Annotated in this window: 23 protein-coding genes; 10 read left to right on the plus strand and 13 right to left on the minus strand. The window is 37.8% G+C overall.

Translation table 11 applies throughout. The features are described from left to right. Positions 1-53: 53 nt before the first annotated feature. The 7 genes from A6M55_RS04295 to A6M55_RS04325 form a co-directional block, all read right to left on the minus strand. Positions 54-2,579, minus strand: a complete 2,526-nt coding sequence (locus A6M55_RS04295) for a phosphocholine-specific phospholipase C (protein WP_064196636.1) — start codon at positions 2,577-2,579, stop codon at positions 54-56. Positions 2,580-2,703: 124 nt separating this feature from the next. Beyond that, a complete protein-coding gene (locus A6M55_RS04300) occupies positions 2,704-2,916 on the minus strand; it encodes a hypothetical protein (RefSeq protein WP_064196637.1) in 213 nt (70 codons plus the stop codon). A 19-nt stretch (positions 2,917-2,935) separates the two neighbouring features. Then, positions 2,936-3,208, minus strand: coding sequence for an RNA polymerase alpha subunit C-terminal domain-containing protein (locus A6M55_RS04305; RefSeq protein ID WP_064196719.1), 273 nt, complete (start codon positions 3,206-3,208; stop codon positions 2,936-2,938). 13 nt (positions 3,209-3,221) lie between these two features. After that, positions 3,222-3,581: a DUF1801 domain-containing protein gene (locus tag A6M55_RS04310; protein ID WP_064196638.1), complete on the minus strand. Its 360-nt coding sequence runs from the start codon at positions 3,579-3,581 to the stop codon at positions 3,222-3,224. Next, positions 3,578-3,940: a DoxX family protein gene (locus A6M55_RS04315; protein WP_064196639.1), complete on the minus strand. Its 363-nt coding sequence runs from the start codon at positions 3,938-3,940 to the stop codon at positions 3,578-3,580. Before A6M55_RS04315 ends, A6M55_RS04310 begins: the two co-directional genes overlap by 4 nt. Positions 3,941-3,943: 3 nt before the next feature. Then, positions 3,944-4,366 (minus strand): VOC family protein, encoded by a 423-nt coding sequence (locus tag A6M55_RS04320; protein WP_064196640.1) that lies wholly within the window; start codon positions 4,364-4,366, stop codon positions 3,944-3,946. A gap of 55 nt (positions 4,367-4,421) precedes the next feature. Further along, complete coding sequence (locus A6M55_RS04325; RefSeq protein WP_064196641.1) at positions 4,422-4,991, minus strand: dihydrofolate reductase family protein; 570 nt, start codon at positions 4,989-4,991, stop codon at positions 4,422-4,424. Between the two features lie 114 nt (positions 4,992-5,105). Here A6M55_RS04325 and A6M55_RS04330 point away from each other — a divergent pair, with 114 nt between their 5' ends. Further along, positions 5,106-6,071 carry a GlxA family transcriptional regulator gene (locus A6M55_RS04330; RefSeq protein WP_064196642.1) on the plus strand — a complete coding sequence of 322 codons (966 nt, stop codon included), beginning with the start codon at positions 5,106-5,108 and terminating at the stop codon, positions 6,069-6,071. A gap of 59 nt (positions 6,072-6,130) precedes the next feature. On the opposite strand, the gene A6M55_RS04335 is transcribed toward A6M55_RS04330, so the two are convergent. From A6M55_RS04335 to A6M55_RS04350, 4 genes are all read right to left on the minus strand, one after another. Further along, positions 6,131-7,534 carry an amidohydrolase family protein gene (locus A6M55_RS04335; RefSeq protein ID WP_064196643.1) on the minus strand — a complete coding sequence of 468 codons (1,404 nt, stop codon included), beginning with the start codon at positions 7,532-7,534 and terminating at the stop codon, positions 6,131-6,133. A 57-nt stretch (positions 7,535-7,591) separates the two neighbouring features. After that, on the minus strand, positions 7,592-8,131 hold the full coding sequence (locus A6M55_RS04340; RefSeq protein ID WP_064196644.1) for a DinB family protein: 540 nt from the start codon (positions 8,129-8,131) through the stop codon (positions 7,592-7,594). A gap of 76 nt (positions 8,132-8,207) precedes the next feature. Then, the gene (locus A6M55_RS04345; RefSeq protein ID WP_305953142.1) at positions 8,208-8,846 is read right to left on the minus strand and encodes a Crp/Fnr family transcriptional regulator; all 639 of its coding nucleotides are present in this window, start codon (positions 8,844-8,846) and stop codon (positions 8,208-8,210) included. A 10-nt stretch (positions 8,847-8,856) separates the two neighbouring features. Next, positions 8,857-9,909 carry an aldose epimerase family protein gene (locus A6M55_RS04350; protein WP_064196646.1) on the minus strand — a complete coding sequence of 351 codons (1,053 nt, stop codon included), beginning with the start codon at positions 9,907-9,909 and terminating at the stop codon, positions 8,857-8,859. A 425-nt stretch (positions 9,910-10,334) separates the two neighbouring features. Between A6M55_RS04350 and A6M55_RS04355 the strand changes: the two genes are divergently transcribed. Both A6M55_RS04355 and A6M55_RS04360 read left to right on the plus strand, forming a co-directional pair. Next, positions 10,335-11,978 (plus strand): TldD/PmbA family protein, encoded by a 1,644-nt coding sequence (locus A6M55_RS04355; RefSeq protein WP_064196647.1) that lies wholly within the window; start codon positions 10,335-10,337, stop codon positions 11,976-11,978. A 185-nt stretch (positions 11,979-12,163) separates the two neighbouring features. Next, a complete protein-coding gene (locus tag A6M55_RS04360) occupies positions 12,164-13,516 on the plus strand; it encodes a TldD/PmbA family protein (protein ID WP_064196648.1) in 1,353 nt (450 codons plus the stop codon). Positions 13,517-13,594: 78 nt separating this feature from the next. Here the strand turns inward: A6M55_RS04360 and A6M55_RS04365 are convergent, their stop codons facing one another. Beyond that, on the minus strand, positions 13,595-14,749 hold the full coding sequence (locus A6M55_RS04365; protein WP_064196649.1) for an ATP-binding protein: 1,155 nt from the start codon (positions 14,747-14,749) through the stop codon (positions 13,595-13,597). A 175-nt stretch (positions 14,750-14,924) separates the two neighbouring features. After that, positions 14,925-17,387, minus strand: coding sequence for a TonB-dependent receptor domain-containing protein (locus A6M55_RS04370; RefSeq protein WP_064196650.1), 2,463 nt, complete (start codon positions 17,385-17,387; stop codon positions 14,925-14,927). A gap of 260 nt (positions 17,388-17,647) precedes the next feature. Here A6M55_RS04370 and A6M55_RS04375 point away from each other — a divergent pair, with 260 nt between their 5' ends. The 7 genes from A6M55_RS04375 to A6M55_RS04405 all read left to right on the plus strand — a co-directional run bounded on the left by A6M55_RS04375 (position 17,648) and on the right by A6M55_RS04405 (position 26,835). Beyond that, positions 17,648-19,252 carry a TldD/PmbA family protein gene (locus A6M55_RS04375; protein ID WP_409012482.1) on the plus strand — a complete coding sequence of 535 codons (1,605 nt, stop codon included), beginning with the start codon at positions 17,648-17,650 and terminating at the stop codon, positions 19,250-19,252. Positions 19,253-19,425: 173 nt separating this feature from the next. Further along, on the plus strand, positions 19,426-20,763 hold the full coding sequence (locus A6M55_RS04380; RefSeq protein ID WP_064196652.1) for a TldD/PmbA family protein: 1,338 nt from the start codon (positions 19,426-19,428) through the stop codon (positions 20,761-20,763). Between the two features lie 88 nt (positions 20,764-20,851). After that, positions 20,852-21,466, plus strand: coding sequence for a DUF4159 domain-containing protein (locus A6M55_RS04385; RefSeq protein ID WP_064196720.1), 615 nt, complete (start codon positions 20,852-20,854; stop codon positions 21,464-21,466). A gap of 113 nt (positions 21,467-21,579) precedes the next feature. Continuing rightward, a complete protein-coding gene (locus A6M55_RS04390) occupies positions 21,580-22,557 on the plus strand; it encodes a MoxR family ATPase (protein WP_064196653.1) in 978 nt (325 codons plus the stop codon). A gap of 9 nt (positions 22,558-22,566) precedes the next feature. Further along, positions 22,567-23,430 carry a DUF58 domain-containing protein gene (locus A6M55_RS04395; RefSeq protein ID WP_064196654.1) on the plus strand — a complete coding sequence of 288 codons (864 nt, stop codon included), beginning with the start codon at positions 22,567-22,569 and terminating at the stop codon, positions 23,428-23,430. Between the two features lies 1 nt (position 23,431). Continuing rightward, positions 23,432-24,634: a BatA domain-containing protein gene (locus A6M55_RS04400; RefSeq protein WP_064196655.1), complete on the plus strand. Its 1,203-nt coding sequence runs from the start codon at positions 23,432-23,434 to the stop codon at positions 24,632-24,634. Then, positions 24,631-26,835, plus strand: coding sequence for a DUF4175 family protein (locus A6M55_RS04405; protein WP_064196656.1), 2,205 nt, complete (start codon positions 24,631-24,633; stop codon positions 26,833-26,835). The genes A6M55_RS04400 and A6M55_RS04405 overlap by 4 nt, the downstream gene beginning before the upstream one ends. The last annotated feature ends 88 nt before the right edge of the window (positions 26,836-26,923 follow it).

Consider the following 26,923-nt stretch of genomic DNA (forward strand, 5'->3'; position numbering starts at 1 on the left):
TAAAGATAAATGAAGTCTTCGCTTGAAGCGAAGACTTCATTATAAAACAACTCTTAAATAACTCTCCCCATCGCAGGGTCAGTGAAACTTTCTCGACCAGTCTCAACGTGGCCTGCGTATCTTTTCTCAAAAGTATCATTTCCTTCTACTTTCACCGAAAAATCATACCATTGGTGGCTGTTTTGTAAGTTTAAAACCAAATTTGCTGTTCCACCTTTTGGTAAATCCAACACCTTTTTGCCAGTTTTGTACGATAAGTCATTTATTTCGACTTTCAAACTTCGGTTATCTTTGTTTTGCAACTCAATAACTACATTGCCTGTTAAGCTTTTTTTGGCGGCATCGTTGGCTTGGTATTTCAATTTTGTTTCGAGTTGTGGCTGAGTTTCGTTACCAGCAAACGAGCGATAAAATCCATTCGGGCCATAAACTTCTACTTTATAATTTTTATTGGCAAATGCCTCTAAAGCCCAAGTATCGGTTAATTCATCGCCCCTTTTTACAGCATAATTACGAGTTTTTAATTCATTTTCAGTAAAATACGCCATAAACGGACAACCTTTTACTTTATTCCCAAAAACCTTATCACCTACCCCAAAAACCACTTGGAAAGTTTTTCTATCTTCACTCAGTCGCCCATCAACATATAATTCATACGGAATTGAAGTAGCTTTACGAATTCCCTTTTCTTGCTTCGGAAGCCATTCATAATCAGCACCTTGTGTATTTACGCCGCTAATTTCATCAGCAGTTAAGGGTTTAAAGTTAGAGGGTAATTTCTTAAATTTTGCTTTATGAACACTTTGAATAAATGGCTCTTTGGCAACGAATGTTGGTAAAGCAATCTTTTCGCCATTGTAAGGTTTGAATGTGGAAGTAAGGTCGCCGCAAACGGTTCTACGCCAATCGCTGATATTGGTTTCTGTGATTTGTTTCTTCGTTTTATGGCTCAAGAATTTCTCCAAAAACTGTAAAATAGATGTATGGTCAAAGACTTCCGAACACACGTTTCCGCCCCTGCTCCATGGCGAGGCAATCACCAACGGCACTCTAAAGCCTAAGCCGATGGCATCTTCACGAGCATCTTTTTCGGGGTCTTTGTATTTTCTTTGTTTTTCATGAACCAAATTTACTTGCTCGACCGAAGTATCAATTCCAGCCGAAACTTTGCCCGTATTTGGCTTTATGTGATGTGGCGGCACAAACGGCGGAACGTGGTCGAAATAGCCATCGTTTTCGTCATAAGCTAAAATGAAAATAGTTTTTTTCCAAACCTCTGGGTTTTTCGTCAGAATATCCATCACTTCCGACACATACCAAGCACCATACCACGGAGCTCCAGGGTGGTCGGAGAAATTTTCGGGAGCAACCAACCACGTAACCATCGGCAATTGCTTATTTTCAACATCTTTTCTGAACTGATACAAAACATCGCCTTTTGGAACTTCTACTTTTCTTGACGTGCCATTATCATCGTATTCGAGCGTAGTCAGTTCATGATAATGAGGGTCGTTGCGATTATTGGTAAAGGCTTTTTGGTGGAGTTTTTTATTAAAATCGCTTAATTTTTCAAAGTTTTCGGGCGTATATTGCACCAAATCTTGTTTTAATATTTCATAATACGATTTCTTCCGAGCCAATTCAGTCTTTGCTTTTTCAAGTTCTGCACCATTGAGCGATGTCAGATTTTTTTCGAGCGTAGCAATATCTTTCGGCAAAATATCATTCATTTTCTGAATGTATTTGTAATATTCGGGCGAAAACTTCACGGCATATTGCTCAAACCATTCAATCGGATTATCGGTAAAGTTGGCAAGCCAACCTTCTTCTTCCCCTTCAAAACCAACTGGCAAACTGATTTCATTTTGGTAGATTTTCCACGAAATACCGTTTTCTTCCAATCTTTCGGGGAAAGTTTTCCATTTTGCCCATTTTCCATAATCAACGTCTTCGTTTTTTACATTGGCTTTTGCATCAAAATCAGCTTTTTCACGAATCGTACCCGTCCATAAATACAAACGATTGGGTGTTGTGCCTGTTAGTGACGAACAAAAGTTTTGGTCGCACACCGTAAAGGCATCGGCCAGTGCATAATAAAACGGAATATCTTCACGGTTATAATACCCTAAAGTCAAAGGCATTTCTTTGTAGGCTTTATTGCCAGACTGCTTTACGTGTAGCCATTTGTCATATTTGCCATTATTGCGAGCATCGACTTGGTTTTCCCACGAATGTGGCAACGAACTCATCCAAGTAGCGTTTGAATCTTTCAGATTGAGTCTGAACGGTGCAAAAGTTTCCCCTTTTGGGTTCGATTGCAACCAAACTTTATTTTTATTGGGTAAACTGATGGCTCGTGGGTCATTGAAGCCACGCACGCCTTGAAGTGTGCCGTAACTGTGGTCGAATGAGCGATTTTCCTGCATCAAAATCACTACGTGTTCAGCATCCCAAAAGGTACTGCCCTCGGCAGGATTGATTACCAATGCTTTTTGAATAGATGGAGGCAAAACTCCCATCAGACCAGCTCCGCTGGCCAATAAAGTTGCTTTCTTGATGAAGTCTCTTCTGGATTCCATGTTAGGGTTGAATAGTCTCTGAATTTTTATCGAAAATACTGCTTTATTAAATATTTTTAAAAATTAGAGCATTATTTTTTTGTTACTAATCAACCAAAATAAAAAGAGTAGCCTACGGAATAAGCTACCCTTCTAAAACTCCACATATAAAACCTTGACTATTAAGCACTTCAACAACACCACTCGTGATATTTTGATTGCTGTCAGTTCTCAATATTTTATCACAATCATTAAGGTCAAAATTAAAATCCGATGCAGGAAAACGTAGTTTTAAGGCTTTAATAATTGCATTTGCCTGGGTTTTATTTTTAATATCAGTCTTAAAAACTTCAATCATAATTTTACCTACAAAAATACTATTTGAAAACTAAACCAGCATCTGCCAAAACCTTACGAAGTTTAGGAAGTGATGCTTTACCCATTCCATGAAGTTTCAGAATTTCAACCTCGCTAAATTTTGATAATTCGTCTAAAGTATGAATATTTCTATTTTCTAACGCTCGCCGTGCAGGAGCAGCAAGTAAACTTAAAAATCCATCTTTTAGCTTCATTTCTTGCTCACAAATTGGACAAGTTGGACAATCGCTATTTTTGAAAAATTGATGACCTTTCTCGCAAATCTTTAGCATTTTCGGTAAAATCTTAATTTTCAATCAATTCCAGTAGCTCGGCAATAATTCTCTGTAATTCAGTTTTTTTAGCCAAAACATCGGCCATATCCTTAAAATATACCATTCGACGGTCTTTATAATCACCTTCGAGAATGGCAGAATTTATCTTTGGAATGGCTTCATTATGAAAAATTAAATGCACTCTATCTTGCATACGATGGTTGAATGTCAAGAAATCTTCTGTGTAGTAATAGCTTGGAGCTTTCCACTTGATTCGTTCCGAAATTCGGACATCAGTTTCTTTAATAATTACTCTCAATGCTTCTATTTCTGCCTTTAGCGGATGTTCCAATTCCTGCATATAGACTGCTACTTTTTCAGCATCGGTCATTCCTTCTCTAATTTATGATGATAAATGTAAGAAATCGCTAAAATAATAAACATTAAGAGTGGAAAAAATGACATTGCAGAAACACCATCAACCGCAATATGAGCAATTGTGGCTGAAAGAAAATCAATTCCAAGACCTACATAAGCCCATTCTTTGAAACGTTTTGGTGTGAAAGGCATTACAATTAAAATAGCACCGATAAACTTGGCAATACCTAATTCCCAATGAAACCACATCGGTAAACCCAAGTGTTTTGTACCGTCAAGGGCCATTTGGCTATTTAAGTAAAATATTCCAGGAATGATAAAAAGTGCAATGATGCCCGTGCTAATCCAATAAATAATTTTATCTTTTTTCATTTTTTAAGCGTTTAGGAGTGTTTGAATATTAAATTTTTTCATCTGTAAAAAAGCTTGTACAACTCGCTGGCCTTTTTCGGGATCAGAAACCAACTTGCCCAAAATTGAAGGCACAATTTGCCACGAAAGCCCAAATTTATCTTTCAACCAACCACACATACTTTCTTCGCCACCTTCGGTAAGTTTTGTCCAATAATAATCTATTTCTTCTTGGTTTTCGCAATATACTACAAGCGAAGCAGCTTCGTTAAATTTGAATTGTGGTCCGCCGTTGAGTCCCATCATCTTTCGGCCATTCAACTCAAAGGTAACCATCATCGGGTTTTCGGATGTAATTTTTGAGTTCTCAAAAACAGAGCAGTAAAACTCGGCAGCTTCCTTAGCCTGTCCATCAAACCAAAGGCAAAGAGAAATTTCATTTTTCATAGTTTTTCATAATTTTGTAAAAACGAACTAATATCATTAATGTGCCAAACTAACTTCAATCTTTTTTCAGTTCGTAGCACAACACCGTAATTCCACAATCAAAACCCTGTGCTTTTCTCAATGTAAGTCCCTGTTTAGCAGATAAACTTCGAAAAATAGGCATTCCTCTGCCCAAAATCGAAGGATTTACAAAAAGGTGATATTCATCAATCAAACCTTCGTTGATAAGAGAAGAAACAAATGACCCTCCACCATATACGATAATGTCGTCTCCTGTTTGATTTTTTAAGGTATTGATTTCATTAGCAAGATTCCCTTTTGCCAAAACAGTATTTGACCAATCAGCACTTTCGAGTGTTTTCGTAAAAACAACTTTATGCGTTTCACTCATGATTTTGGCAAATCCTTGCTCTTCGTTCTCTATTTGTGCAGCACCCGCCCAATGTGGAATAAAACCTTCGGCCAATTTTCGGCCTAAAACAATACAATCGACATTCTCGGTTAGGTCTGAAACATATTTTTTTAGGGCATCATCCCAATTCCAAACCATCCAATCCATTTCACCATTCGGGCCAGCAATAAAACCATCGACCGACATTTGTACTTGTAATTTTAGCTTTCTCATAATTTTTGTAAGATTTAATGCCACAAAACTACGGGCAATATTCGGAATTAGAAATATGTAAAAACGACAATTTAGTGGGTTGATTGCGACAAACTTTTTTTATAGTTTTACAGCATGAAAAACGTCATGATACTAGTTCCTGAAACAGCTATTCCAGCTGCTATCGTTGACCCACGATATATGTTTTCGGCCATTAATGAGTTCTATAAAAGTATGGAACTCCAACCCGCTTTCAACATAAAATTAGTAGGAATGAACAAAGAAGTCAAGCTAAATGATGGTTTGATTTCGTTTTACCCAGATTTTACTTTGAACGAGGTAAAGAAAGCTGATTTGATAATTATTCCTGCCTTGAGCGGAAATATGGCTCAGGCCATAAAACAAAACGAAGGTTTTATTCCGTGGATTCAGGAACAACACCGCAAAGGGGCAGAAATTGCCAGCCTCTGTGTGGGAGCATTTTTACTTGCCTCAACTGGGCTTTTAAACGGAAAATCTTGCTCAACCCATTGGCTTTATGCCAACGAATTCAGAACGATGTTTCCAGAAGTGTATCTCGCTGATGACAAGGTTATCACTGAGCAAAATGGCATTTATTCGAGCGGCGGAGCTACTTCTTATTGGAATTTGCTACTTTATTTGGTCGAAAAATATACGAATCGTGAAATGGCAATTATGGCATCCAAATTCTTTTTGCTCGAAATGGGACGACACAGTCAATCTCCATTTGTGATGTTTCAAGGACAAAAAGACCATGAAGATACCCAGATTCTGAATGCTCAAGAGTTTATCGAAAAACATTACCAAACCAAACTAAGCGTAGAAAACTTGGCCGATAGATTTGGCATTGGCCGACGAACATTTGAACGTAGATTCAAGAAAGCGACTTCAAATACAGTTATTGAATACATTCAACGAGTAAAAATAGAGTCAGCAAAAAAGCAACTTGAGGGAGGCCGAAAAACCGTCAACGAAGTAATGTATGATGTAGGTTATACCGACTTAAAAGCTTTCCGTGATGTATTCAGAAAACTGGTAGGTATGTCGCCAATCGAATATCGAAATAAATATAATTCTTAATTGATAATGGAGAATTAAAAATGAATAATGATTTTCTATTCTCCGTTATCAATTCTTCATTACTTTGCAATTAATAAACTTTTGAGTTTGGCAGCATCTAAATATTCACCGTGAGCTACTAAACCATAAATATTTTGAGTTGCTGAGATATTCAATAAAGGGTTTTCGTTCAATAGTAAAATATCGGCTTTTTTGCCCTTTGAAACACTGCAGTAAAACTCCGATTTATTCAAAAATTCAGGCCCATTGATAATTGATGCCTGCAAAGCCTGCAACGGTGTAAGTCCATTTTTGACCATCAATTCTAATTCTTGGTGAAGTCCCAAGCCAGGATAATCAAAACTATTCAAATATCCAGCATCAGTTCCTGCCAAAATCTTCACGCCTGAGCGTTGCAATAATGGTAATAACGAAGCTGCTTTTTCGATGGTTCTATGACGAATTTCGATGGCCTCTTTTGAATCTTTAGCTGCTCTTTGCACTCGCCAATCGTAAGTTTTGCGTAAGCCTGGCCCAATATATTTCAGAAATTCGTCATTTTGATGATCGTTTACATCTAAAAATGCCGTTGCATAGCTAATGGATAATGTTGGAGTTACGGCAGTTTTGTTTTTTGCTAAAATCTTGAATGCAGCTTCGGCAGTTGCTTCATCGAATTCGTTGAGGGCTTTTAATGATAAATCTCTGGCGGTTAATGTGCCATTGGCTACTTGGTCGCTTAGTTCTTTCTGGTTTTTGAGTCCTGCACGCAATAAATACGTAATATGTTCAACGCTACTCAAACCAGCTTCGCTTACTTGCTCAATCGTAAATACAGGCGGAATATGAGCCGACGTTTTATAACCTCTCCTTCGGGCTTCTTTCAAACTTGCTAAAAAGATTTCGGGTTTGATTGTATTGTCGGTAATTTTTACAAAATCTACTTTTAGTTTATCGAGCGAATCAAGTGCTTTGTTTACTTCGTCTATTGTACCAACTTCAATATCCCCCAACCAAATCGACTTATAGCCTTCAAGTTTAGGTCCTGAAGTAAAAATTGTTGGCCCCAAAAGTTTTCCTTCATTCACTTTCTTACGCCATTCCAAAACACTTGGCGAAATATCAGCCGCCGCATCTCTTACAGCCGTGATTCCCATCGCAATATACAGATTCATCAAATCTTTATTTTCTTGAATCAGGCTATCGCCACCACCAAAATGCACGTGCATATCCCACAGAGCTGGCATCACAAATTTTCCTTTAGCCGAAACCGTCTGACTGGCTTTGTATTTATCCAGTTCGGCGGGCGAACAAACATTAACAATCTCTCCTTTATTAACGATAACTACCTTATTACTAATCAGTTTTCCTGTCCGAATATCAATAATATTGGCATTTGTAATGGCTAAATCGACTTTGCTTTGAGCAAAACAAAGTGAGGAGATGAATAAAATAAGGATGCTGGTTAGGGTAGTTTTTTTCATAGATGAAATCAGTATTGACTACAAATATGAGTAAAAATCTGCAAAAACAACTATTCTTTATAGATTTCGATTAGCTTGCTGAATGTGGCGTTCGTTATGGATAACCAAAAACTGTATGGCATCGCCCAAATGCAATTTCAAAAATTTAGCAATTGAAATCGGAATTTTTATTTGCTGCATACGCTTATTCTTAGCAATTCTCAAAATCTGCAATAATTGCTCTTGTTGGTTGATAAATTCAGCAATAACCGCTGTTGCATCTAATGACGCTTCTGGAATATGCCCTTTCATGGCTTTAAACTTTTTCTTGCCTTTTTCGGGGTTCATCGAATCAATGGCTAATTTACCCAACCAAGTGCTTTTTATGGTTTCAATGCTCAAATCTTCTTGGCTTGCAGCTAAGCCTTTTTCAAATAATGGCAAATAATAAAGACCATACGAATTGAGATGCTCTAAACACTGAGCAATACTCCAACCACCTGACGATGAAGGCTTTAGCAATCGTTCATCTGAAAGATTTTGATATTTTTGAATAGCCTCTTGTAAATGAGTTTCAACTTGACTTTCTAATTGATTGAGTAATAATATCTTTTCCATAAATTCTAAGAATGATTAATTTTCATTCGCAAAATTGGACTAAATTAACTTAGAAAAAGTTGGTAAATACCAAGATTTAAATCTGCACCGAGTTTATTAGTTTACTAAAATTACTGGCATCAATACCGATGTAGTTGGCGAGGTATTTATGCGGAACAATTTGCAGAATATGCGGACTACGCTTGAGTAATTGTCGAAATTTTTCTTCGGAAGAAAAACATTGAAGCTCAACTAACCTTTCTAAAACACCAGAAAAAGCTACGATTAGGCCTTTTCGTAATAAAACTTCAATCTTAGGATTTGTTTCAATCAACTGTTCGATTTGGGTAAATGACGCTCGCAAAATGATTGATGGACTCAGTGTTTCGTAATAAAACCTTGATGGTTTTTTATTCATCATCGAATCTAAAACGCCACCAAAATTCCCCGAATACGAAAACAAGATGGTTGCTTCACGGCCATTTTCATCGGCATAATACATTCGTTGCAAGCCATCAATGATAAAATATAGGTTTTTCTCAACTATACCGCTGTATGTCAAGATTTCCTTCCTTTTGGCCGAAAACGGTTTGAATAGTTCAAAAAAAGCATCAAAATCTTCATCAGACAATGAATAAATTCCGTCAACTGTTTGCTTGAAGAGTAATTTATGTGAAGCATCAGCAATCATTACAAGTGAGCATGAGTTTTGGGTGGTCAGTTCGAATCTGGCCACCCAATGTAATCTATTTCGCAGAGAATTTGTACGAAGTAGTTGATTGATAAACCTCGTCAGGGCGTAAAACCGTAGTTGGAAAATGTGGCTTATTGGGTGAATCAGGAAAATGTTGGGTTTCCACACAAAAAGCCGAACGTCGGCCATAAGTAACCCCACCTTTACCAATAATATCACCTTTCAAATGATTTGCCGAGTAAAACTGCATGCCTGGTTCAGTCGTAAATACTTCCATCACACGGCCAGTTTGAGGCTCGTAAACCTCAGCAGCGAGTCTCAAATCTGAACTTGTATCTGTTAGTACATAACAATGGTCGTAGCCACTTCCCAATACAATTTGCTCATACGAAGTATCATTGATTCGCTCGCCAATGGTGTGTTTTTCGGTAAAATCAAAAGGAGTTCCCTCAACTGAACGTAATTCCCCCGTTGGAATGACAGTTGCATCCACTGGCAGGAATTTATCTGCGTGCAAAATTACCTCGTGGTCAAGCACGTCAGCAGCTCCACTCAAATTAAAATACGAGTGATTGGTTACATTCAAAACCGTAGCTTTATCGGTAGTAGCCTTATAATCAATTCTTAATGTATTGTCAGTCTGTAATGTATAAACAACTTCAATACTCAAATTCCCAGGGTAGCCTTCTTCCATATCAGCCGCCAAATAAGTCAATTTCAAAGCTGGTTCTTTCCCTTCGATTGCTGTTGCATTCCATACTTTTTTATCGAAACCTTTCAAGCCACCGTGCAAGGCATTTACGCCATTATTGATTGGTAATGAATACGTTACCCCATCTAACTCGAAGCTGCCTTTCGCAATTCTATTACCAAAACGGCCGATAATTGCTCCAAAATACGGCACACCTTTTAAATAAACCTCTAACGAATCGCAACCATGCACAACATCTGCAAAATTCCCGACACGGTCAGGTGCAGTTAATGATACAATTATTCCACCAAAATCAGTAATTCTGGCTTCCATTCCTGCGGTATTTTTTAAGGTATAAAGGCTTGTTTCTTGGCCATCGGGAAGTTTCCCAAAAGATTGTTTTTCGATACTCATTATGTTTGATTATTTGTAGAATTGTAAAGGTTTGATTCGGCAAAACTACATAAACTTTTTTAAAGTAAAGGCGGAATGGGCATGTTACATATTAATTTTTACCAAGGAGGTTCACTAAATTTCACACTGAGTTACACTGACTAACTTACTCCGTGTAACTCAGTGAAATACTCATTTTTAACTCCGTGGTAAAAAAGCTTTACAGGAGAATTTCGGTATTTGAGATAAATTGAGAAAGATTCTTGCAAAAAAGTCGCTAAAAAACTCCGATTTGTCTATCAAACCGTTTAAACATCTAAGCTATTCATTAGTTTTATTTCTTATATGTTAAGAAAACATCGTTTTTCTATTAAAAAATTTCTTATCACCGAATATTTGTTCATTTTTACAATAAATTTCATTTTTAATTCAATCAACAACCTAACATGAAAAGAAGGGATTTTATCCAATTATCTGGTATGGGTTTAGGAGCTATGATGGGTTCTTCAATTCCCGTATTGGGGAATATGGTATCTGCCGAGCATCTTCTTGAGCCTGGAGCCGATATTGCGACCAAAAAGCGATTTGCCGATATTGCTCTCAATGCAACCAAATCACGTGGTGCAACTTACACCGATGTTCGTATCGGTCGCTATTTGCAACAGTTTATCTTCACCCGTGAAACCAAAGTACAAAACATTGCCAATGCCGAATCTTATGGCGTAGGTATCAGAGTAATTGCTAACGGAACTTGGGGTTTTGCCGCAACCAGCGATGTTACGCCCGAAGGAATCGCCAAATGTGCCGAAACTGCCGTGGCAATTGCCAAAGCAAACTCAAAAATCCAAAAAGAGCCAGTCATTCTTGCTCCACAGAAAGGTGTTGGTGAAGTAGTTTGGAAAACTCCAATCGTAAAAAATGCGTTTGAAGTGCCAATCAAAGAAAAAATAGATTTATTGATGAACGTAAACGGCGAAGCCATGAAAAATGGTGCTGGTTTCGTGACATCGAACCTATTTTTTGTGAACGAACAAAAGTATTTTGCTTCATCTGATGGTTCATACATCGACCAAGATGTGCATCGTATTTGGCCAACTTTCACCGTTACGGCCGTTGATAAAGCTGCTGGAAAATTCAAAACTCGTGACGCTATCAGCTCGCCAATGGGCATGGGTTATGAATATTTGGATGGTTTGGCAAGCGAAAAAATCTCCGCTCCAAATGGCTTAATTGGCTACCGAAACTCTTATGATATGGTTGAAGATGCAATTATGGCATCGAAACAAGCTCAACAAAAACTCACAGCGAAATCTGTTCCAGCCGGCAAATATGATTTAGTACTTGACCCAAATCACCTCGGGCTAACCATCCACGAGTCAGTTGGTCACCCACTCGAACTTGACCGTGTTTTGGGCTACGAAGCCAATTATGCAGGAACTTCGTTTGCAACACTCGATAAATGGAAAACAAAGGCTTTCAACTACGGTAGCAAGCAAGTAAACATTGTAGCCGATAAAACACAACCACACACCCTCGGAACAGTTGGCTACGACGATGAAGGCGTGCCATGCAAAGAATGGGATTTGATAAAAGATGGTATTTTGGTAAATTATCAAGCAATCCGTGACCAAGTGAATATTTTAGGCGAAAATGCCTCACACGGCTGCTGTTATGCCGATAACTGGAACTCGGTTCAATTCCAGCGTATGCCAAATGTTTCGCTTCGCCCAGGCAAAGAAAAATTAAGCGTTTTTGATATGATTAAAGGCGTTGAAAAAGGCATTTACATCATTGGTCGTGGCTCGTATTCAATTGACCAGCAGCGTTATAACTTTCAGTTTGGTGGACAACTTTTCTACGAAATCAAGAATGGAGAAATTGTAGGAATGCTCGATGATGTAGCGTATCAATCTAATACACAAGAGTTCTGGAACTCGTGCGTACAGATTTGCGATAAAGACGATTACCGTACTTTTGGTTCGTTTTTCGATGGAAAAGGTCAACCTTCGCAGGTAAGTGCCGTTTCGCACGGAAGTGCAACGACTCGTTTCAATGGTGTCAATGTGATTAATACTGGAAGAAAGATTTAAACTTTGAGGCACATTTGAGGCACAAAGTAGCAAAGGCACAAAGTGACAAAGATAGAGATTAGCCAAGTGAAATGAAGTATGAAAAGTTAATTTAAACTCTGCCACTTTAAATCTCTGTTCTTTTGTTTCTTTAAAACTTTGACCCTTTGTTCCTTTGAACCTTTGCCCCCAAAAATAAAAAACAAATGAATAAAATATTAACAAAAGAAGAAGCTAAAAAAATAATAGATAAGGTTTTAGCATTTTCAAAAGCAGACGAAATGAGTGTGGCTCTCAGCGGTGGCCGCACAGGAAATATTCGTTATGCCCGAAATTCGGTTTCGACCAGTGGAGAGTCTTACGACCAATCTTTGGCAGTTACGGCAGTTTTTGGCAAACGTTCAGGTACAGCAACCATCAATGAATTTGATGACGCTTCGCTCGAAAAAACTGTAAGAAGAGCCGAAGAAATTGCTCGACTTGCCCCAGAAAACCCAGAATATATGCCAATGCTCGGGCCACAAACATATATCGAAGCTCCAACATTTGCAGATTCAACGGCCAATATCGACCCTGATTACCGTGCAAAAGCTGCTTTCGATAGCATCGAGCCTTGCTCGAAAAAAGGGTTAACAGCCGCTGGTTATATGGAAGATTCAGCAGGATATTCGGCTATCGGCAATAGCAAAGGATTGTTTGGTTATAATAAATCAACATCAGTCGATTTTTCAATTACGGTTCGTACGGCCGATGGTCTTGGCTCGGGTTATGCCATTCGTGATTTCAACGATGTATCGAAACTTAACACCAAACAAGCTACCGAAATTGCGATGCAAAAAGCCTTAGCTTCAAGTTCGGCAAAAGCTCTTGAGCCAGGCAAATACACCGTAATTCTTGAACCTGCCGCTTCGATTGATTTATTGCAAAACATGATGCGAAGCATGGATGCCCGAAATGCCGACGAAGGTCGTAGTTTCTTGAGCAAAAAAGGCGGTGGTACTCGCTTAGGCGAAAAACTTTTTGATGAAAGAGTAAATATTTATTCTGACCCAAGTAATATCGAAATTCCTACTTCGGGTTTTGGTGGCGGCGGCGGTGGCCGAATGGGCGGCGGCGGAAGCGACGGACGTCCTCAAGAAAAAATCTCTTGGATTGAAAACGGAGTCGTGAAAAATGTCTATTATTCAAGATTTTGGGCCGATAAAAAAGGCGTAAAGGCTGTTCCACCACCATCAGGCTTTATCATGGCTGGCGGTACTGAATCTTTAGCCGATTTGATAAAAGGCACAGAAAAAGGTATTTTGGTTACTCGTATGTGGTACATCCGTGCCGTTGACCCACAAACATTGCTCTACACGGGTCTTACTCGTGACGGAACTTTCTATATCGAAAAAGGACAAATCAAGTTTCCTGTAAAAAACTTCCGTTTCAACGAAAGTCCAATTATTATGCTTAATAATTTGGAAGCAATGGGCGTTCCGACTCGTATCGGTGGTTGTTTAGTTCCACCATTAAAAATCAGAGACTTTACATTCAGTAGTTTATCTGATGCGGTGTAAGATTTTATGCAAAAAGCCGTTGGAAATTTTTCCAATGGCTTTTTGATTTTATAAGAAAGACCAACATTTCACTTCTTTCTAAAAATCAGTAATTTTTTTCCAATTCCACGCATAAAACTCACCGTGTTTACTCTCTTTTTTTATGCCATCATACAGTACGCCACCCTCAGTCTGATTGGTGAGTTTTTGCCAATAGTGCAAATTTTTAAAATAATCTCCCGCTAAAGTTGCTCCCGATTTAATTTCAATGGCTTTCAGTTTTAGCCCTTCGTCAATGATAATATCAATTTCATTGCCAATACTATCTTTAAAATAATATAAGTTACTTTTTTCACCCGTATTATACCTGTTTTTAAGTAATTCAGTAATCACTAAATTTTCAAACAAAGCCCCTCTATAACTATGATATTGAAGGTCTTCGGCTTGTCGAATACCCAAAAGATTGGCAGCCAAACCTGTATCATAGAAATATAACTTAGGAGATTTTATGATGCGTTTGTTAAAGTTTTTATAATAAGGTTGTAAAAAATAAACAATATAACTTGCTTCCAAGATACCAAGCCAAGCAGCCGCTGTCTTGTGGTCAATGCCTATTTCATTACCCAATTTACTGAAATTTATTTCTTGCCCAACCCTACCCGCACACACATAAAGAAACTTCTGAAACAATGCCAAATCATTGATATTTTTCAACTGTCGAACATCTCTTTCAATGTAAGTACGAATATATGATTGAAACCAAAGCCTTGGATTTAGTTTCTCATAAATAACGGCTGGATACGAACCATAAAAAATAGATTCATTGGTTGAAAAATTTTTGCAAGGAGTTTCTTGAATTTCTTGCAAGCAAAATGGCAGTAATTCAAGATAACCAACCCTGCCCGCTAATGATTGGGTAATTGATTGTTGAAGTAAAAAATTGTTTGAGCCACTCAAAACAAATAAAGCTTTTCGAGAATCCTCATCAACAATTTGCTGCAAATAAGAGAATATTTGTGGGGTTCGCTGAACTTCATCCAAAATTGCACCATCAGGAAATTGACTCAAAAAACCACGAGGGTCATCAGTTGCGTGTGCCAGTTCATCGGGGTTTTCTAAGGAAACGTACGGTTTTTTATCAAAAAAAGCCTTGACAAGTGTAGTTTTTCCACTTTGGCGAGGACCAGTAATTGCCACGACTTTAAATGTCTGAGCTAATTGGTCTAATATTTCGTTTGATTTTCTTGTTATCATACTTTTACATATTTGGAATTGGATTCCCAATATGTAAAAGTATTTAATTTTTTAAATAAAACCTAAAAATTTACGAAGCATTATTTTCTTTAACAATCTCTTCCACTAAACTCGTCATTCACTTTCATCAAACCTTGCAGGTCTCTGTCTTTTTCAGACCTGTAAGGTTTAAAAATCAATACTCCCTTTCGCCAAACTCACTACTCGGCAATTTCATTTTCTTGTTAGTCTGATTCAAATTAAATGAAAGATTCAGCAACACAATGTTTGTTTCTTGAATGTAGTTGGTTGTTGTATAAAAATTTGCTCCGAAAGTTGTTATCCTTTGTTGGTTTACTGCCATTTTTCCAAAAACAGCATTTTGCCATTGCAGCGTTAAGTTAATTTTGTTTTCCTTGAAACTCTTTTTTACCGAAAAATTAGGCTGATAAAATCTTGAATCTGAACCTTGGGCGGTATTTCGAGCCGATAAATAAGAAATGTTAAACTGCGTACTCAACGAAGGCAAAATCTGATAACTAATATTACTATTGACGGAATAAACCCATCCTTGACTATTAACTGCCACACTTTTGTCAAATAAAGTACCTTTTATCTTTAGGTTATAGATATTTCCACCGAAGAAAATTTTGAGTTTTTTAATGGGCGAATACGTAATTCCAAGCTCAGAGCCTATCAAACGGGCTTTGCCTGCATTGGTATAAATTCGATTTAAAATTGAATCGTTTCGCACACTATTGACTCGATTTACAATATCGGTAATTTGTTGGGTGTAAACATTCATATACAACGAAGTTTTCTTGAGGTCTTTTGTCAGTCCAGCTTCATAGATTCCGATAAATTCGGGGCGAATGTTTGGGTCGCCTTGTTCGAGTGTTTCGCTGTGTTCTCGCTCTGGATATGGATTTAGCTCATTATTAGTCGAACGCTGCACTCTTCGGCTATATGCCACTTTTAATCGCAAATCTTTTCCTAAATCATACAGTAAATTAGCTGACGGGAAAAGATTGGAAAGTTTCAAAATCGTAGGTTCAGAGCCTTTATTGTCTTTAAATTCTCTAAACGCATTTTCGTAGCGTAAGCCCGCCGAAAACTCCATTTTCTTGTATTTTCCTGCATACTGCGAATACAAGGCGTGGATGCGATTCAGCACCGAAATATCAGCCGAAAATGCTGGATTAAGTACAAAAGGCTCAAAACTTCCACTTTTTTCTTGATAAGTAAAACTTCCTTCTTGACTTTGCGTACGATATTGATAGCCCAAAGCCAATTTTCCGACTCCAATTGTTTTTTCGTAATCAGCTTTTAGTCGTAGGGCATTCAATGGATTATTTCCTGTATTGAATGTGTATTGCAGCGTATCTCTAAAATCTTTACTATTTAGATTCCGATTTTTAGTATAGCCATCCAAATTTGCTTTCTCATAAAGCCCTGATAACGAGAGCGTTGAAGCATTCTTGAAAGTATGCGAATAATCCAGATTAAAAACTTTAAAATCACCCGATTTCAGTACCAAATTAGGGTTATAATAGTCTGAAACACCGACTATTTTATTGGTCAATAAATCAGTTTTTGTGTTTCGGTAATAAATATTGGCGGTTCGGTATTGCGTTCTTTCGCCCAAATAAATACCTGCTGAAATTTCATCGTTTTTACTTGCTTTATAAGAAGTAACAAACCTTACACCATAATTTTCTCGCTTATAACTCCGCTCTCCTTCACTCGGGAAACTCGTAAAAATATTATTAATCGTTGTGTTTACATCGCCAACTCTTCTTCCTGCAATATCATTTTTTAAATAATTGACCGAAAACGAAGCATCCCAATTTTCTTTTCTGTAATTTATTATTGCATCTGCTCCGTAGCGTCTTGGCTCCGACTCATTATAATAAGTATCAATTCTTGGCAAACCATATTGCAGATTTGAAGTAAGCGAAAAACCATCATTTACGCCTCTTTTCGTAACAATATTGATAATTCCTGCTTTACCATCGGCATCATATTTAGCCGATGGAGCAGTAATCATTTCGATTTTATCAATACTATTGGCAGGAATTTGGGCCAACAGCGTAGCCATATCTACTTGGCTGGGTTTTCCATTGACCATCACCAAAAAACCTTTTGAACCACGCACCGTAATTTCGCCCTCGGCATTAACAACGACCGACGGAATATTTCGCAAGACGTCAGTTGCCGTTCCGCCTTTGGCAACCTCAAACTGCTCGGCTTTATAAACTTGTTTTTCAATGGTGGCAATGACATCAGGTTTTAGTCCATTTACGGTAATTGCCTCTAACAATTGACTCAAAGGCGAAAGCGAAATTGCCCCTAAATCGAGCCTTGTGGTTTCATTCGATGCCTCAACCTCAATGTATTTGGTCTTATAGCCTACATACTCCAGTTTTATGATGTATTTATCTTTTTTCAGTCCAACAATTTCAAAAGTACCTTTATCATCGGCAATCGCCCCTTTGTTCAATGCCGCTGAATTTTTAGCATCCACTCTAATAGAAGCAAAAGCTAATGGCTCAGAAGTGAGCGAATCCAACAATTTTCCTTTCATAATTACGCCATTCTGGGCAACTATTTCCGAGAGAATGAAAGAACAAAAGAGAAGAAGTAAGAATCTGAATTTCATGTAAAGATTGATAGTTTAAGGCTAAACAAAATTAATGGGTTTTGGTTTATTCTTCATGCAAAACGACATTTTCTTATTCCACTTGTCGCATCATTTTGCCCTTTCATCAAAATCCATCCATTTGAAATGGGATTTTTATATTCTATTCCTATATTTATAGGCACAAAGACAAACTAAACTTATTATTTTACACAAAAACTGAAAAAGCTTTGAAAAGAAGAGATTTTATCCAGTTATCCAGCTTAGGCTTTGGTGGACTCATGATACCAAATATGCCAACTGCGGGTATTCCGATTATCGGAAATTCGGTATCGCAAGAAGCATTGATTGATGGTGCAATTGATGTGGCCGTAAAAAAACGCCTTGCCGATGCGGCTCTCAATGCCGCAAAAGCCAAAGGAGCTACCTACACCGATGTTCGTATCGGTCGTTATCTCAATCAATTTGTGGTTACTCGTGAAGACAAAGTGCAAAACATTGTCAATACCGAGTCTTATGGCGTAGGTGTGCGTGTAATTGCGAATGGTTGTTGGGGATTTGCCGCTGTGGTGGATGCTAAGTCAGAAGCTGACACCGCTCGTGCAGCCGAAGAAGCCGTTGCGATTGCGAAAGCTAACGCAAAACTCATGTCTCAGCCAGTAATCCTTGCTCCACAAAGTGGCTACGGCGAGGTAAGTTGGAAAGCACCCATTCAACGAAATTCGTTTGAAGTGCCAATCAAAGAAAAAGTTGATTTGCTACTCGGAGTAAACGACGCCGCCATGAAAAATGGTGCAAATTATGTCAATTCGGTTCTCTTTATGGTCAATGAGCAAAAATACTTTGCGTCATCTGATGGCTCATACATCGACCAAGACATTCACCGAATTTGGCCGATTGCGGCTGTGACTGCCATCGACCAAAAAACTGGTAAATTTGAAACTCGTCAGGCACTTTCTGCCCCAGTTGGTATGGGGTATGAATATTTACAGACCAATCCGAAAGATAAAGTGACGGGCATCACGACACGCTATAACAAGGGTTACGATATGCTCGAAGACGTAACCGCCGCAGCCAAACAAGCCAAAGAAAAGCTAACGGCCAAATCGGTTGAAGCAGGAAAATATGATTTGGTTCTTGACCCTTCTCACTTGTGGTTAACGATTCACGAATCAGTTGGTCATCCACTCGAATTGGATAGAGTTTTGGGCTACGAAGCCAATTTTGCGGGAACTTCGTTCGCAACCCTTGATAAATGGCAAAGTAAAAACTTTAATTATGGGAGCAAAGAAGTAACATTATTTGCTGATAAAACCCAAGTTGGCTCGCTCGGTGCGGTTGGCTGGGACGATGAGGGTGTAAAAACTAAGCAATGGGATTTGGTAAAAGATGGAACTTTGGTCAATTACCAAGCCATTCGCGACCAAGCACACATCATCGGCGAGAAAGAATCGCACGGCTGTTGTTATGCCGATAGCTGGTCGTCGGTGCAATTCCAACGCATGGCCAATGTTTCGTTGGCGGCAGGAAAAACGCCACTTTCGGTAGCTGAAATGATTAAAGACGTGAAAAAAGGAATTTATATCATAGGTGATGGTTCGTTTTCAATTGACCAACAACGCTATAATTTCCAGTTTGGTGGACAATTATATTATGAGATAAAAGATGGACAAATTGCAGGAATGTTGAAAGATGTGGCGTATCAATCTAATACCCAAGAGTTTTGGAATTCTTGCGTAAAAGTTTGTGACGAACGTGACTACCGTTTGGGAGGTTCATTCTTCGATGGCAAAGGGCAACCTTCGCAATCAAGTGCAGTTTCGCACGGAAGTTCAACCGCTCGTTTTAATGGCGTAAATGTTATTAATACGGCACGGAAAGTTTAGGATAAAGGCTCAAAGGAGCAGAGGCACAAAGGCGACCGACGCTCGGCACAGAGTGAAGAAAGAACAAAGTGGTAACAGGCAAAGAGTTTTTTTGTGCTGAAATTATTCACTAATTCTATCATTCACCAATTCGCTCATTCCATCATTCTATCATTCAAAATTCAACATTATTTATGTCAGTCATATTAACAGAAAATGAAGCTAAAATCTTGCTAAAAAAGGTTTTAAGCTATTCAAAAGCCGATGAATGTGAAATTAATTTATCGGGCAATATTAATGGAAACATCCGTTATGCACGAAACGAAGTTTCGACAAGTGGTGCATTAACCAATCAAAATCTACAAGTTCAATCTGCTTTCGGGAAGAAAGTGGGTGTAGCAACGATTGATGAATTTGATGATGCTTCGCTCGAAAAAGTGGTACGTCGTGCCGAAGAACTGGCACGTCTTGCTCCCGAAAACCCTGAATACATGGGTGTTTTGGAGCCTCAGCCATACATGAAATCAGAAGGCTATTTTGATTCAACGGGGAATATCAATCCCGATGTTCGTGCCGAAGCCGTAATGAAGAGTTTGAAACTCACTCGTGAGCAAAAATTGGTTGCAGCAGGCTTTTTGGAAGATTCAAAAGGCTACTCGGCCATGATGAATTCAAAAGGTCTTTTTGCTTATTACAAAAGTACTAATATCAATTATTCACTAACGGTTCGCACCGAAGATGGCACGGGTTCGGGTTATGTAATTAAAGGGTTCAGTGATGTCAATAAACTTGATACAGCAGCAGCTACCAAAATAGCAATTCAGAAAGCAGTAGGTTCAAAAAATGCCAAAGCCTTAGAACCAGGCAAATACACGGTAATTCTCGAACCAACAGCGGCCGCTGTTTTACTCGAAAATATCTATTTCGATATGGACGCTCGCAGTGCCGACGAAGGTCGTTCGTTTTTCAGCAAACAAGGTGGAAAAACAAAACTGGGCGAAAAAATAGTAGATGAACGAGTAACCATTTTCTCTGACCCAGCTTATGCCGATTTACCCGCTTCTCCGTGGTCAGGTGATGGGCAAACGCAAGAAAAACGTATGTGGATTGAAAAAGGTGTAGTTAAAAACCTATCTTATTCTCGTTTTTGGGCGAAAGAAAAAGGTGTAAAACCAATTCCTTTCCCAACAAACTTCATTATGCTTGGTGGCGATGCAACGCTCGATGAGATGATAAAAAGCACCAAAAGAGGCATTTTAGTAACAAAACTATGGTATATACGCTCGGTTGACCCACAAACGCTTCTACAAACTGGACTTACCCGTGACGGAACTTTTTACATCGAAGACGGTAAAATAAAATATCCAATCAAAAATTTCCGATTCAACGAAAGTCCGATAATTATGCTCAATAATCTCGAAATGTTGGGAAAAACTGAGCGTGTTGTCAGCACCGAATCGAACCAAAATTATATGGTACCACCCATGAAAATTCGAGAATTTACCTTTTCGAGTTTATCTGATGCGGTGTAAAAGCCATAAGCGTTATGCTGTAAGCCATAGGCTTTTTATAAATGTAAATTAGCCTATGGCTTATAGCCTATTGTCTAAAGCAAAAAACATGAAACCATTTATTTTTACAAGAATACAGTATAATTCGGGAGATTGGGATACTGACCAGCGAATGCCTTCAAATATTCTTAATTCTTTGGTCGAATACACAACCATTCCGATTGACGAAAAAGAGAAAGTCGTACTTCTGAGCAGTAATGAACTTTTCAAAAGTCCGTTCTGCTATTTGAGTGGGCATAAATTGGTTGAGTTTTCGAGTCAAGAACGTGACCATTTCCGGAAATATATCGAAAATGGCGGCTTTGTATTTGTGGATGATTGTAACCATGATATTGATGGACTTTTTGCCAAATCGTTTGAACAAGAAATGGCTCGGACTTTCGGAGCAAAAGCTCTTCAAAAAATACCCAATACCCACGAAATTTATAACTGTTTTTTCAAGTTTGAAGGCCCTCCAACCACCACTTTTGAGCTGAATGGTTGGGGTGACGACCTCGTGCATGATTACCTAAAAGCAGTTATTATCAACGGTAGAATTGGAGTTTTATACAGCAATAAAGATTATGGCTGCGAATGGGACTACGATTTCAGAAACAAACGTTGGCTCGCCGAAGACAATACCAAATTTGGAGTGAATATCATTAATTATGCCTTAACGGTGTAAAAAGCCGTTGCAGATTGTTACAAAATTGTTACACTTTGTCGAAATAACGGTTCTCAAAACAAACAACAAAAACAATTTGAAACAACTTGCAACAATAAAAACTATTATTAAAATTGGAAACCAAAGAACTTCATCATTACAAAACATTAGTAGCCAAATTACCACTACTAAAAAAAGAAATTGCCAAAGTTATTGTCGGCCAACAAGAAGCCATTGACGAAATTCTGATTGCACTCTTGGCGGGCGGACATTGTTTGCTTGAAGGCGTCCCTGGGCTTGCCAAAACCTTGATGGTAAGCACATTGTCGAAAACCCTCGACATGAAATTCAAACGTATTCAGTTTACGCCTGACCTCATGCCTGGAGATATTGTCGGTACGGAAATTTTAGAAGAAGACCACGAAACTGGCAAGAAATTCTTCAAATTTAATCGAGGGCCCATCTTTGCCAATATTGTTTTGGCCGATGAAATCAACCGAACGCCTCCAAAAACGCAAGCGGCTTTGCTCGAAGCCATGCAAGAATATAAGGTAACTTATGCAGGAACAAACTACGATTTACCGAAGCCATTTTTGATTATTGCCACCCAAAACCCAATCGAACAGGCAGGTACGTATCCACTTCCCGAAGCCCAACTTGACCGTTTTTTATTATATATCAAATTGGGTTATCCTTCTGAAAACGAAGAACTGAATGTATTAAAAAGCACCACTGGCTCAACCAAACCAGTTTTGCAGACCATTATGACAGATAACGACATCATTGATTTGCAAAAACTCACTCGTGAAGTCCATATCAGCGAAGAATTGATTGTTAAAATCAATCATATCGTGAGAGCAACTCGCCCAGCTACCACAAATTCGACTTATGTAAAAGACTGGTGCGAATGGGGTGCTGGCCCACGTGCTGGACAAGCCTTGGTGCTTTGTGCAAAAGCAAGAGCAGTTTTAAACGAGCGTTTTTCGGTGCTACCCGAAGATATTGATGCACTCGCTTACCCGATTTTAAGACATAGAATTTCGCTCAATTTCAGAGCTGAAGCGGAGGGAATTACTACCGATGATGTGATTAAGGATTTGTTGAAGAAGTAAAACCCAATTATGCTTACAACTGAACTAATCAAACTCAATAACCTACAATTGGCAGGAAAACTGGTGAGTGAACAACTCATGTTGGGTATTCATCAAAGCAAGCGTTTTGGTTATGGAATTGAGTTTGAACAATACCGACACTACGAACCTGGCGATGATCCAAAACGCATCGATTGGAAACTATATGCCCGAACCGATAAACATCTCGTGCGTGAATCTTCGACCGAAAGTAATTTTCATCTCAAATTTATTATTGATTTATCGGGGTCGATGAATTATGAAGAAAATGGTGTAAGTCGCTTACAGTATTGCAAAATTTTATTGGCATCATTGGCATATTTGGGCTATCGTCAAGGAGACCTGATGAGTTTGTATGCCTTGAAAAATGATGAATTATACACTTTAGTTGCTTCTGGCAAACAATCGTTTCAACGCATTTTATATACGCTTGAACAAGCAACTGCCAGCGGAGATTGGAAAAACAGCGACCCGAAATTTCCAATATTGCAATCCTCTAAACAAAAAGAAGTTATAATTATTGCTTCCGATTTTTTACAAGTTAACAACGAATGGGTTCAATTGATAAAAAACTTGGCAAATCCGCACCGAGAAGTGATTATTTTTCAAGTTTTGGGCAAACAAGAATTAGATTTTAACCTCAAAGGATTTTATCGTTTCAAAGATCTAGAATCTGAGAAAGAAATAGAATTACAAGCCGAAAATATCAAAGACGAAGTGAGGAAAAATGCCGAAAACTATCTCAAAAACTTAAAAAATGCTTTGCAAATTCCGTTTGTACATTTGGTCAGAACCGACCTTGAAGCTCCAATCGCCAGTGTTATTACCGAATCAATAAAAAGTAGAAAAATTTAACATGGAATTCTTAAATCCTTTGATACTTTGGGGGGCCTTAGCGATTTCAATTCCCATAATCATACATTTTTGGCATCAAAAGAAAGGAAAAATCATCGAATGGGCTGCCACACAATGGTTGGTTGAAAAGAACTTGCAACAATCAAGAGGCATTCGGCTCGACAATATTTTCTTGCTGATTTTGAGATGCTTGCTTTTACTATTGCTCTGTTTTTTTCTGAGTAAACCATTCTTGAAATGGTTGAACGATGATAAAACGGCGAAGAAAATCCATCTTATTCAACCAAATAAGTTAGTTACCGAAAATTACAAATTTGAAATTGAAGAAGCCTTAAAAAAAGGAGAAAAATGCTATTGGGTTCACTCAAATATCAAACAAGTTCAAGACCCAAAACAATTACCATTTCAAGAAACATTTGATGCAAATTTACTACAAAAAAGCATTAATAATATAAGTAGAGTCATTGATAATGAGACAGTTGAATTATATTTTATTAATAATTATAAGCTGAATCAATTTCCACACATTTTCGTTCCAACAGCTTTTCGGATACATACAATTACAGATTCGAGTTCAACCCAAAATCAAGATTTTATTACATTTTCGGGCAACAAAAATTTATTTGTGAATGAAAATAATGAACTCGTTAATCAAACTATTTCTAAAAAAAATGGCAAAGCAAAGCACGACGGAGCTATTAATGTTTTGATACAAAATAATGATGCCAGCGAGGCACAAAGCATCAAAGCAGCCTTGAAGGCTCTCAACGAAATTTATCAATTTGAATTTCAGATTGATGAAGCATCAGCACCCAATAAATTATATGATGCGGTCTTTTCAGACAAAATAATTGCCAAAAATCGAGAAAACAATACTTTGTATATTTTTTCAAATACAACTCAGTTCAAAAATCAAGATTTAGGTGAGGAAAATGTTATTTTTCTACCAAATCAGTTGAAACCGCAAACTTCTGAACTTGTTTTTAATGGAAATTTACCCGAATTTTTGGGCGAGCAATTTATCAAACATTTTAGTTTACAAAATTACAATCAGCCATTGAGTAAAAAGCAAATAAACGCCCTGTTTAAAGTGCAAGAATACCCCAAACAAGTAGCAAATACGTGGTTTTTAAAGTGTATTTTGTTGTTATTTATTTTATTACTAAGCATTGAGCGATGGCTTGCTATTCATAAAAACGCATGAACGAACTAAAACAAATCATAGCGAAAGTAAATTTTCAACTGTATGCAGTTGCAACATTGATGTGTTTAATGGCAGCAGGTTCTGTTTATTTTTTGATATTATTACTCACCAAATCTCTATTTTTGGCTGCATTTGGAGGATTTTTAGTTTTCACAGGAATAGCATTTTATACAAAACTATTTCAAAATAAGGAAAAAGAAGCTGTTCAACTCATTCATAAAAAACTCGGAGATACCGAATATAGCCTTGAGTTATTGAACATCGAACAACCTAATTTGGCTCAACAACTCCAACTCGAAAGACTTTTCTCTAAATCAAATCTCCAAACTCCTTTGGTGATTGATTCTAAAATTTCTTACTTTATACTGGCTTTTATAGCTTCAATCTTAGCTTATTTGTTTGTACCAAAACTCAATTTTTCTCAAAGAAATGCTTTTAATAAACAAGAAAATACAATAAACTCTACTGAAGAAGCAGCAAAAATGCCAACATTTGTTTCGGCTGAATTAAGTATCACCCCTCCTACCTATACAAGTTTATTAAGCACAAATTCTGAAAATATGAATGCCTCTGCCATTAGTGGTTCAATGTTGAAATGGCGTTTAGAGTTTTCTTCTTCGCAAGATTTGTCAGTGAAGTTGAGTAATAATCGAGGTGAAGAAATTTCACTCAAAAAATCGGGCGAAAAATTTGAGTATTCCGACCAATTGATTAGTTCGGGTTTGTATGCTTTTAAGGCATTTTGGCATGATTCGTTGGTTTATCAGTCTGACTATTATCGTCTGGAAGCGATTCCTGATTTAGCTCCAAAAATCGAACCGAGTTCAAAGGAATTATATCAACTACATTTCTTGAAAGACTCTAAAAATGTGCAGATTTCGGCCAAAATCTCTGACGATTTTCTGGTAAATCAAGCATTTATTGTTGCAACTCTGGCACGTGGGTCAGGTGAAAATGTAAAATTTAGAGAAGTAAAATTTCCGATTGCACAAGCTAATTTTAAGCAAGCCAATATTTCCAAAAATATTGATTTAAAGGCCCTCAACTTTGCCCCAGGTGATGAACTTTATTACTATTGGGCGGCATTCGATAATAAACGACCAACGCCAAATTATACAAAATCCGATACGTACTTTATTATTTATAAAGACACTTCGCAGACCGAAGAAGCAGACTTAGCAACGATGGCGATGAATATTATGCCCGAATATTTCAGAAGTCAACGCCAAATTATTATTGATACTGAAAAATTAATTGCAAAGCGTAAAAAATTAGGAAAAGAAGAGTTTAATAGTACATCTAACGAGATTGGTTTCGACCAAAAAGCCCTCAGATTACGCTACGGACAATATTTGGGAGAAGAAGAAGAAAGTTCAATCGGTGGTATAAATGCACTTCCAAGCGATGTCGAAACCGATGGAGATATGTTGAAAGGCTTCCGACACGACCACGACGAAGGGGAAGGCGACCACGAAGATGGCGAAAAACATGATGAACACGAGCATCAGCATGGTGCAGAAAACCCAAATGAAAACGACCCAGTGGCAAGCCTTTTGGCCGATTATGTGCATTCGCATGATGATGGCGAGGCAAATACATATTACGAACAATCGACTCGAAGTCTATTAAAAATGGCTTTAGAACAAATGTGGCAATCGGAATTACATTTGCGAATGTACGAACCCGAAAAAGCGATTCCGTTTGAGAAAAAAGCGTTGGAATTTTTGAAATCTGCCCAGCAAAAAGCTCGAACTTTTGTAAAGAAAACGAGCTTCGACCCTCCGCCAATCAAAGAAAAAGAAAAACGAATGACGGGTGAATTGACGAAATTTAATGCACAGTTTAAGTACGAAAAAAGTTATAACCAACAACAAATAGAAAGCTTGATTGCTGAAGTAATGGGTATTATTGACACTAAAGTTGAAGGCAAAAAACTGGGTGGCCTACAAAAGCAAAAAGTTTTGGAATTGAGTTCAGCTTTGAGTAATAAAGTGGTTAATAGTAGTTTATCCAACTGGTCGATTTTGAGCAACTTACAAGCTATCATTAATGATAAAGAACTTTCAGAAAAAGCACAATTATCCTTAAAAACAAAACTTTTTCAACTAATAAACAAGACTTTGCCTAATAAAAATACACCGAAAAATACTTCATATCTGAGCGATAAAAGATTAGAAAAAGCATTTTGGAAAAATTTTTAAAAACCGATTTATTTAATATTTTTCAGGTAAAGTTAGTAGCTAAACTGTATCATAAATCTTACTTGACAAGTTGAAAACTTGTCCTACT

Source organism: Emticicia sp. MM (genome assembly GCF_001649495.1).

Excerpts from the sequence above, each read along its gene's own strand:
- A6M55_RS04355 (WP_064196647.1), top strand. The coding sequence starts at position 10,335 with ATGAAAAGAAGGGATTTTATCCAATTATCTGGTATGGGTTTAGGAGCT.
- A6M55_RS04370 (WP_064196650.1), bottom strand. The coding sequence starts at position 17,387 with ATGAAATTCAGATTCTTACTTCTTCTCTTTTGTTCTTTCATTCTCTCG.
- A6M55_RS04380 (WP_064196652.1), top strand. The coding sequence starts at position 19,426 with ATGTCAGTCATATTAACAGAAAATGAAGCTAAAATCTTGCTAAAAAAG.
- A6M55_RS04320 (WP_064196640.1), bottom strand. The coding sequence starts at position 4,366 with ATGAAAAATGAAATTTCTCTTTGCCTTTGGTTTGATGGACAGGCTAAG.
- A6M55_RS04395 (WP_064196654.1), top strand. The coding sequence starts at position 22,567 with ATGCTTACAACTGAACTAATCAAACTCAATAACCTACAATTGGCAGGA.
- A6M55_RS04310 (WP_064196638.1), bottom strand. The coding sequence starts at position 3,581 with ATGACCGATGCTGAAAAAGTAGCAGTCTATATGCAGGAATTGGAACAT.
- A6M55_RS04330 (WP_064196642.1), top strand. The coding sequence starts at position 5,106 with ATGAAAAACGTCATGATACTAGTTCCTGAAACAGCTATTCCAGCTGCT.
- A6M55_RS04405 (WP_064196656.1), top strand. The coding sequence starts at position 24,631 with ATGAACGAACTAAAACAAATCATAGCGAAAGTAAATTTTCAACTGTAT.
- A6M55_RS04365 (WP_064196649.1), bottom strand. The coding sequence starts at position 14,749 with ATGATAACAAGAAAATCAAACGAAATATTAGACCAATTAGCTCAGACA.
- A6M55_RS04360 (WP_064196648.1), top strand. The coding sequence starts at position 12,164 with ATGAATAAAATATTAACAAAAGAAGAAGCTAAAAAAATAATAGATAAG.
- A6M55_RS04305 (WP_064196719.1), bottom strand. The coding sequence starts at position 3,208 with ATGCTAAAGATTTGCGAGAAAGGTCATCAATTTTTCAAAAATAGCGAT.
- A6M55_RS04325 (WP_064196641.1), bottom strand. The coding sequence starts at position 4,991 with ATGAGAAAGCTAAAATTACAAGTACAAATGTCGGTCGATGGTTTTATT.
- A6M55_RS04340 (WP_064196644.1), bottom strand. The coding sequence starts at position 8,131 with ATGGAAAAGATATTATTACTCAATCAATTAGAAAGTCAAGTTGAAACT.
- A6M55_RS04400 (WP_064196655.1), top strand. The coding sequence starts at position 23,432 with ATGGAATTCTTAAATCCTTTGATACTTTGGGGGGCCTTAGCGATTTCA.
- A6M55_RS04385 (WP_064196720.1), top strand. The coding sequence starts at position 20,852 with ATGAAACCATTTATTTTTACAAGAATACAGTATAATTCGGGAGATTGG.
- A6M55_RS04315 (WP_064196639.1), bottom strand. The coding sequence starts at position 3,940 with ATGAAAAAAGATAAAATTATTTATTGGATTAGCACGGGCATCATTGCA.
- A6M55_RS04350 (WP_064196646.1), bottom strand. The coding sequence starts at position 9,909 with ATGAGTATCGAAAAACAATCTTTTGGGAAACTTCCCGATGGCCAAGAA.
- A6M55_RS04335 (WP_064196643.1), bottom strand. The coding sequence starts at position 7,534 with ATGAAAAAAACTACCCTAACCAGCATCCTTATTTTATTCATCTCCTCA.
- A6M55_RS04295 (WP_064196636.1), bottom strand. The coding sequence starts at position 2,579 with ATGGAATCCAGAAGAGACTTCATCAAGAAAGCAACTTTATTGGCCAGC.
- A6M55_RS04300 (WP_064196637.1), bottom strand. The coding sequence starts at position 2,916 with ATGATTGAAGTTTTTAAGACTGATATTAAAAATAAAACCCAGGCAAAT.
- A6M55_RS04375 (WP_409012482.1), top strand. The coding sequence starts at position 17,648 with ATGATACCAAATATGCCAACTGCGGGTATTCCGATTATCGGAAATTCG.